At 44.5% G+C, this 5923-nt stretch carries 5 protein-coding genes and 2 tRNA genes; 4 read left to right on the top strand and 3 right to left on the bottom strand.

All coding sequences use genetic code 11. The features are described from left to right. Positions 1 to 106 precede the first annotated feature (106 nt). Complete coding sequence (locus F824_RS0121940) at positions 107 to 1321, top strand: BaiN/RdsA family NAD(P)/FAD-dependent oxidoreductase (protein WP_019600094.1); 1215 nt, start codon at positions 107 to 109, stop codon at positions 1319 to 1321. Between the two features lie 2 nt (positions 1322 to 1323). Beyond that, positions 1324 to 1686, top strand: coding sequence for a hypothetical protein (locus F824_RS0121935; protein ID WP_026333856.1), 363 nt, complete (start codon positions 1324 to 1326; stop codon positions 1684 to 1686). 16 nt (positions 1687 to 1702) lie between these two features. On the opposite strand, the gene gap is transcribed toward F824_RS0121935, so the two are convergent. Further along, a complete protein-coding gene (gene gap, locus F824_RS0121930; protein ID WP_019600092.1) occupies positions 1703 to 2698 on the bottom strand; it encodes a type I glyceraldehyde-3-phosphate dehydrogenase in 996 nt (331 codons plus the stop codon). Positions 2699 to 2895: 197 nt separating this feature from the next. Here gap and F824_RS0121920 point away from each other — a divergent pair. Together F824_RS0121920 and F824_RS0121915 are read left to right on the top strand one after the other, a co-directional pair. Continuing rightward, positions 2896 to 2967, top strand: a tRNA-Glu gene (locus tag F824_RS0121920). A 37-nt stretch (positions 2968 to 3004) separates the two neighbouring features. Beyond that, positions 3005 to 3076 (top strand) — tRNA-Glu (locus F824_RS0121915). A 112-nt stretch (positions 3077 to 3188) separates the two neighbouring features. On the opposite strand, the gene F824_RS0121910 is transcribed toward F824_RS0121915, so the two are convergent. Both F824_RS0121910 and F824_RS27585 read right to left on the bottom strand, forming a co-directional pair. Beyond that, positions 3189 to 5423 carry a B12-binding domain-containing radical SAM protein gene (locus tag F824_RS0121910; protein ID WP_019600091.1) on the bottom strand — a complete coding sequence of 745 codons (2235 nt, stop codon included), beginning with the start codon at positions 5421 to 5423 and terminating at the stop codon, positions 3189 to 3191. 71 nt (positions 5424 to 5494) lie between these two features. After that, on the bottom strand, positions 5495 to 5650 hold the full coding sequence (locus tag F824_RS27585; protein WP_019600090.1) for a hypothetical protein: 156 nt from the start codon (positions 5648 to 5650) through the stop codon (positions 5495 to 5497). Positions 5651 to 5923 lie beyond the last annotated feature (273 nt).

Here is a 5923-nt window from a genome sequence, read left to right as displayed (position 1 = left end):
AAGGGATAAAATCACCATTCGATGCATAGGCTTTCATGCTGCAACCAAAAGTTAGCGCATTAACGTTACTTTTCCAATGTCTTAGAATTCGGGTTAAATTTGCGGGATGTTAAAAATAGGAATAATTGGGGCGGGTGCGGCTGGCTTTTTTTCAGCAATTCATGCCGCTGAAGGAGGAGCAAAGGTCACCATTTTAGAGAAAACGTCAAAAGTCCTGGCCAAGGTCAAGATTTCCGGTGGGGGAAGGTGCAATGTCACCCATGCCGCCTTCGAAAATCCCCAACTTATCAAAAACTATCCAAGAGGGGAGAAATTCCTTAAAAAAGTCTTTGGACATTTCTCGGTCAAAGATACCGTAGACTGGTTCGAATCCCGGGGCGTAAAGCTCAAGGTAGAGCAAGATGGCAGGATGTTTCCCGTATCTGATGATTCCCAATCCATCATCGACGCCCTTCAACAGGCGGCAAGGGCGCTCCAAGTGGAAACCATATTCAATTTTCCCGTTATTGAAATCAGGAAGGTTGGGGATGGCTTTCAAGTCATTTCCGAAAAGAAAACCTTGGAATTTGACAGGTTGATCGTCTGCATAGGTGGTTTTCCTAAAATCCAGGGTTTTGACTTTTTACAAAAACTTGGGCATACCATCATTCCTCCCGTTCCTTCTCTGTTTACCTTCAACACCCCAAATGAGCCCATCAAAAAGCTGATGGGCATTTCAGTCCCCGATGCGTTTGTACGGTTGGAGGGGACCAAACTGGCCTACAGAGGGCCTTTGTTGATCACCCATTGGGGCGTGAGTGGGCCGGCTGTTTTGAAGCTTTCCGCTTTTGGCGCCCAATGGCTTTTTGACCAAGATTACCACGCCAACGCACATATCCGCTGGGTCCACGATCTTTCGGAGGAGGATACTTTGGATAAATTGAACCGATTTAAACATGAGCATCCCAAGAAAAAGATCATGGGAAACCCACTTTTTGGCATTCCTACCAGACTTTGGGAGCATTTGGCAGAGAAATCTGATATAGAAAGTCAATTTTTATGGTATGAAATCCCAAAAAAGCAGTTAAATAAGCTTGTGCAGAATCTTTTTTGCTATATTGTTGCCATCGAAGGAAAGACCGGATTCAAAGAGGAATTCGTAACCGCAGGTGGCGTTGATCTGAATGAGGTCCATCCCGATACCATGGAGAGCAAGATTGTCAAAAATTTGTTCTTTTCAGGAGAGGTGGTTAACATTGATGGGATCACTGGAGGGTTCAACTTCCAGGCCGCCTGGAGTACCGGCTACCTCGCTGGCAAATCATCCAAAATAAATGCCTAAAAATGCTTCAAAACCCACCGATTGATTTTGAAATGATAGAGGATATGGTGGAGGGAGACGAGGACTTCAAGTCTGAGTTGGTCTCTGCAATCCTCCATTCCTTGTTGGAACTCAAAGAAAAATACCAGGAAGGTGCCACGCTTCAGAATGCGGAGATCATCCAACAAATCCGGCACAAAACCAAGCCAACCTTGACCATGTTTGGGATGGAAAGGCTAACCGAAGTCGTGAATGCCGGTAAAGTGTTGATTGAAGAAAAAGGTTTTGAACATACCGAATTTCCCAAACACCTGGAGGATTTTTTGGAAAGTATTCATCTGGCCATTGAATTTATGAAAGCATACATCTCCCTTCAAGAGAAGTGAAATATATGCTTTTTGTTTATTTCCCAACCAGTAGAATCAAATCCATCAGCCTGTTGGAATAACCGGCTTCATTGTCATACCAGCCCACTATTTTTACCAAGTTTCCTTTTGCGGAAGTCAATCCTGCATCGAAAATACAGGAATGGGGATTGCCGATGATATCGATGGATACAATTGGATTTTCCTCGTATTCCAAGATCCCCTTTAGTTTTCCATCCGCTTCTTTCTTGAAAATGGCATTAATTTCGGCACTGGTGGTCTCCCTTTTCAAAAGAACAGTCAAATCAGTCAAGGAACCATCCGGCACAGGCACCCGCATGGCAGAGGCCTCGATCCTATCTTTCAAGTGGGGGAGGACGATCTCCATGGCCTTGGCAGCGTGTGTGCTGGTCGGAATAATGGAATAGGCAGCAGCCCTCGCTCTCCTCAAATCCTTGTGTGGGGCATCGTGAAGGTTTTGATCATTGGTGTAGGAATGGATCGTGGACACATACCCTTTTTGGATACCAAAGTTGTCGTCCAAGATCTTGACCATCGGAGCAAGGCAATTGGTCGTGCAAGAGGCGTTGGAGATGATCGACTCATTCCCCGAGAGAATATGCTCGTTTACACCAAGAACGATGGTGGGCACGTCGCCTTGTGCAGGGGCGGTGATGATCACTTTTTTGGCGCCACCCAGCAAATGTCCGGATGCCGCGTTCTTTTCTGTGAATTTACCGGTGGACTCCAAGACGATATCTACGTCCAAACTTCCCCAAGGAATTTTATTGGGTTCTTTCTCTGCAAAAATCCGAATCACCTTTCCCTCGATTTCAATATTGCCATCTTTGACAGTGACCTTGTAGGGGTATTTGCCATGGATGGAATCGTATTGAAGCAGGTGGGCGAGGGTGATGGGATCGGTTAAGTCATTGACAGCGACCAAATCTATGTCTCTATTTTCCAATAACAATTTTAAGGTGAGCCTTCCGATTCGACCGCAACCATTGATGGCAACTTTTATTCTTTTCATTCTTCGCGAATATGCAATTTGAAATGGAACACGAAATTACGAATTTAGGGCATCAAAGGCTAAAAAATATTTTTCAAGCTTATTTTCAAGGTATTGCCCTCAAAAACAGAATATTTTTTTGTCATGTTTTGCATTATGGTTTTAACCCTCTATATTTGCATCACCTTACGGAAAAGAGGTTGTTTCATTTCCAATATGGTCGATTCGTCTAGGGGTTAGGACGTATCCCTTTCACGGATAAAACACGGGTTCGATTCCCGTATCGACTACTATATTATTTTGTTTATTGGATTTCAAGCCTCATTTGGTCGATTCGTCTAGGGGTTAGGACGTATCCCTTTCACGGATAAAACACGGGTTCGATTCCCGTATCGACTACTATAAATTGATGGGTTCCGTCTTCGAACGGGTTGACAACATCAATTTGTTTTATGGTTGTTAGTGGTTAAAGTGAGTAAAATCCCGATCTTTTAGATCGGGATTTTCATTTTTATACCCATACCATTCCCGCTTCCTCTAAAGTTTGCCAAACCTGGGATTGCATGAATTTTTCAAAGTCGGTCATACCGGATTGCAGGTAATGTTCCTCCAATTGGCCAAAGGTCAATACTGGTTTTTCTGCAGACATTTCCAAAAGCCCAAAAACATCCATCAGCCAACGTCCTTCAAGCTTATTTACCCTGACTTCGATCCTTTCCATCTTGTTCTCGAAGACCAACTGGCCTGATTCCACCGTTTTTCCTTTTTTGCTGAATTTCACGGACGCCAACTCAGGTTGATTTCCCAGCCAGATCAATTTTGTGCTGGGCTTGAGTTCGGCTTCTTGCTCATTTTCGATGGCATTGAAGATGAAATTTGGTGAAATCGAAGTTTTGGGGATTTTAAAGTCAAACCAGTCTTTCAACTGGAATTCAAAACAGATCCCATGCATGTAATTGAACAGGGCCTTTTTTAGCCCCGCACTGAAGCGTTCGTGCTCAGTTCCTGTAGGATCTTCATGAATAAGGTCATTGTCCGCAAACAGCCCCTTTTCAGGCCCGACACGGACGACACCAAACTTTTCCGGCTGCAATCCTATGGGGGCATGCGAAGTCATGGCAAACAAATGCCAAAATCCAGATTGGAGTACGTTGTTCATGAATAACTGTCGGACCATTTCAAGGCTGTCAATGGTTTCCTGGGCCGTCTCCGTCGGAAAGCCATACATCAGATAAGCATGGACCATGATGCCTGATTGGGTGAAATGATGGGCCACCTGTGCCACCTGGGTGACAGTGACACCCTTTTGCATCATGTGCAGCAACCTGTCCGAGGCCACCTCCAAACCGCCGGATACGGCAATGCAACCCGATGCTTTCAGCAAGCGGCAGAGGTCGAATGTAAATCGCTGCTCAAACCGAATGTTGGTCCACCAGGTGATTTTTAAGTTTCGTTTCAGGATTTCTATTGCCAATTCCCGCATCAGGGCAGGTGGGGCTGCCTCATCTACAAAATGGAAACCGGTCTGTCCCGTTTGCGCAACAAGGGCTTCGATCCTGTCGCAGATGATGGATGCACTGACGGGCTCATAGTTTTTGATATAATCCAATGTGACATCACAAAAAGAGCATTTCTTCCAATAGCAGCCATGGGCCATGGTCAATTTGTTCCACCTGCCATCCGACCACAGCCGGTGCATGGGATTGACCATCTCAATGACAGATAGGTACTGGGACAATTCCAAATCGGAGTAATCCGGTGTGCCGACCAGGCTAAAAGGGATATCGGCTTGTTTTGCACCATTGAGGTAGCAAACTTTCCCTTCCACCAAGGCAAAGGTTCTTTTGAGCGCCGAAAGCTCCCTTTGGCCATCCAGATATTCCAACAGACAGGTGAGCGGACGCTCGCCATCGTCCAGGGTGATAAAATCCACATATTCAAATACCCGCGGCTCTTGAAGTGAACGCAATTCGGTATTGGGATAGCCACCACCCATGACCACCTTGGTTTCGGGATAATGGGCTTTTATGTATTGACCGCAGCGAAATGCGGCGTAAAGATTTCCAGGGAAGGGGACCGAAATACAGACCAAATGGGGATTGGATTCCTTAATGCAGCGTTCCAATTCTTCAAACAGAAAGGTATCCGTAAAGGAAGGCTTGGCTTGGAGGATTTCATACAGAGGATCAAATGAGACCGCAGACCTGCCCAGTCTTTCCGCATACCTGCTGAATCCGAAATGGGGATCCAAAACCTCTTGGATCAAATCTCCCAGATCCTCCAGATACAAAGTCGCCAAGTGTCGTGCCTTGTCTTGAATGCCCATGGTGCCAAAGGCCCAATCCAAATCATCAAGTTGCCCGAACCTCGAACCCTGTGGTAAAAAGTCCCCGTCACAGATGTTGTAGGCGAGGGTTGGGTTTTCAAACTGGAGAAATTTGATGACAGGTGTGATCGTGTTGAGGTAATCTTTTTTGAGTTTGAGGATCCTTTTGCTGTTTTCTGATATTTTTTTATTACCCTGATTTTCAATGGATTCAAATACCTTTGTTAAACCATTTTTTGAGAAAATACGAAGAATGACATTCAATCCCAAATCACTTTGAAAGGATTCTTTTCCCAGCGTATTCAGGTATCCTTTGATATAGGCGGTAGCGGGATAGGGGGTATTGAGTTGCGTAAAGGGCGGCGTAATGAGGAGGATGGATTTCGACACAAGTAGATTATTTGCTGCAAATTTCGACATTTATTTCTCTTTAACCCGCTATATGCAATACCAATTCAATTCCAGCCTACAATTTCCTTATAATCAGAAAATTATTTACTCTTATTGACTTCAGCATCTTGGTTTAGATCTTTATTTTCCAAAGAATCTGATTTTCTTGCATCATCAACTCCTGTTGGGAAAATCACGGTATTTTTCGGGTTAAAGGCAATGCTTAAGGTTTGGCTTTTGATTTTATTTTGGAACAAGTTTAAGGCGCGATTGTTATTTAGCTTTTTTGTTCCGCGGAAAATGAATGTTAATAAACAAGTACAGGAAAATCGGAATACAATTACTGAATCGAAGTGCTGCTGTAAGACATCAACCTCAACTCTTTAATTCATTGTAGGAAAGAAGCATACCATCCTCCAATCAAAGTGCCATCGGCACGGCCCAAATCTTAACCCCATAATTCATTGTGGGGAAGAAGCATACCATCCTCCAATCAAAGTGCCATCAGCACGACCGAAATCTTAACCCCA

Source organism: Rhodonellum psychrophilum GCM71 = DSM 17998, assembly GCF_000381545.1.
In the GTDB taxonomy this organism is placed as follows: domain Bacteria; phylum Bacteroidota; class Bacteroidia; order Cytophagales; family Cyclobacteriaceae; genus Rhodonellum; species Rhodonellum psychrophilum.
The sequence above is the reverse complement of the archived record's forward strand: the minus strand, read 5'-3'. Positions and strand labels throughout refer to the sequence as shown.